The organism is Streptococcus sp. k-378, from assembly GCF_013277505.1.
In the GTDB taxonomy this organism is placed as follows: Bacteria; Bacillota; Bacilli; order Lactobacillales; family Streptococcaceae; genus Streptococcus; species Streptococcus pseudopneumoniae.
Genome location: NZ_VMNC01000162.1, coordinates 1 through 1,284 on the forward strand (window position 1 = coordinate 1; position 1,284 = coordinate 1,284).

Annotated in this window: 2 protein-coding genes; both read right to left on the minus strand. The window is 41.4% G+C overall.

The window, feature by feature from the left end; genetic code table 11:
* Positions 1 to 35 precede the first annotated feature (35 nt).
* Positions 36 to 227, minus strand: coding sequence for a hypothetical protein (locus HT719_RS11845; protein WP_240156581.1), 192 nt, complete (start codon positions 225 to 227; stop codon positions 36 to 38).
* 73 nt (positions 228 to 300) lie between these two features.
* The gene (locus HT719_RS11140) at positions 301 to 1,161 is read right to left on the minus strand and encodes a DUF4299 family protein (protein WP_172929233.1); all 861 of its coding nucleotides are present in this window, start codon (positions 1,159 to 1,161) and stop codon (positions 301 to 303) included.
* Positions 1,162 to 1,284: the final 123 nt, after the last annotated feature.

Here is a 1,284-nt window from a genome sequence, read left to right on the forward strand (position 1 = left end):
ATGCGTCAAAGGTTATTTCTTTCATTCTTTTTCTCCTAATACTCTTCGAAAATCTCTTCAAACCACGTCAGCGTCGCCTTACCGTGCGTATAGTTACTGACTTCGTCAGTTCTATCCACAACCTCAAAACAGTGTTTTGAGCTGACTTCGTCAGTTTCATCTACAACCTCAAAACAGTGTTTTGAGCAGCCTGCGGCTAGCTTCCTAGTTTGCTCTTTGATTTTCATTGAGTAGCAATCCTGTCTTTCACGGCAGGATTTTTTATATATCAAAAAGCAAGTCACTTGACCTGCTTCTGCTTTACTCTTCTTGTGCTAATGCTTTAAAATCTTTGTCTAAGATGGGTTGCACTTCTAATTGATTGGCGTCTAGTTGGTGGTAAAATGCTGATGGTAGCGACTCTAGGAATTTTGCATAGTCCAAGCGAGCGATAGCCTCATAGTCTTCTGGTTTAGAGCCGTCTCCTGTGATTTGAACCAAGTCAATCTCCCACTGAACTTCCTTATCCACCAATTGCTCCATATAGGCTGCAGGAACAAATGGTTCTCTCGGTAAAACTGTCTTGACTCCTTGAGCTAGATGGTAAACGCCATGCACTTGTCCCTCTCCATCCTGATAGAAGGAAACTCTTGCAAAGTAGGCATCTGTCTCTTGAACCGCACGCACACGCGCTTCAAACTGTGCCAAACCATCTTCCCCTAAAAAGCTTTTCAAATCCTCATTACTAAAGAAAACAGGATTAAAAATTCCTTGGCAAATCGTAAAACGGGCTGCAGGGTCTGCTAGATAGGCTTGAATACTTGCTTGGAAATAAGCTTCAAAATCAAAACCATCTAGTCCTTCAATCTCAGTTCCTGTGTAAGCAAGCAAAGCATCTAAAAATGACTTGATGATCTCCCAGTCTATCTTCGTTAGTAGCTCAGGAAGATCGACACGGTAAGCCTTTCGACCATCAGCATAACTGACCTTAAAGAGAAATTGTGATTGCCCTACTATCGCACACTCGATATACTCAAGACGGTTAAGAAGCTGACGGAGATAAACCGCATCATAGCTATGTGACTCCAAACCATCTACCAAGGCCAAGATGGACTTGGCAGTCAAAATCTCTTGTTCTCCTAAAATGCTCTGTTTATTTGGAATAAAAAATGTTTTCGCCATAACTGGACTCCTTTGAAATCGTTTACATACAGTATACCTTATTTTTCTGAAAGATACAAAAACAAACTTTATACTCTTCGAAAATCTCTTCAAACCGCGTCAGCTTCGCCTTGCCGTAGATAT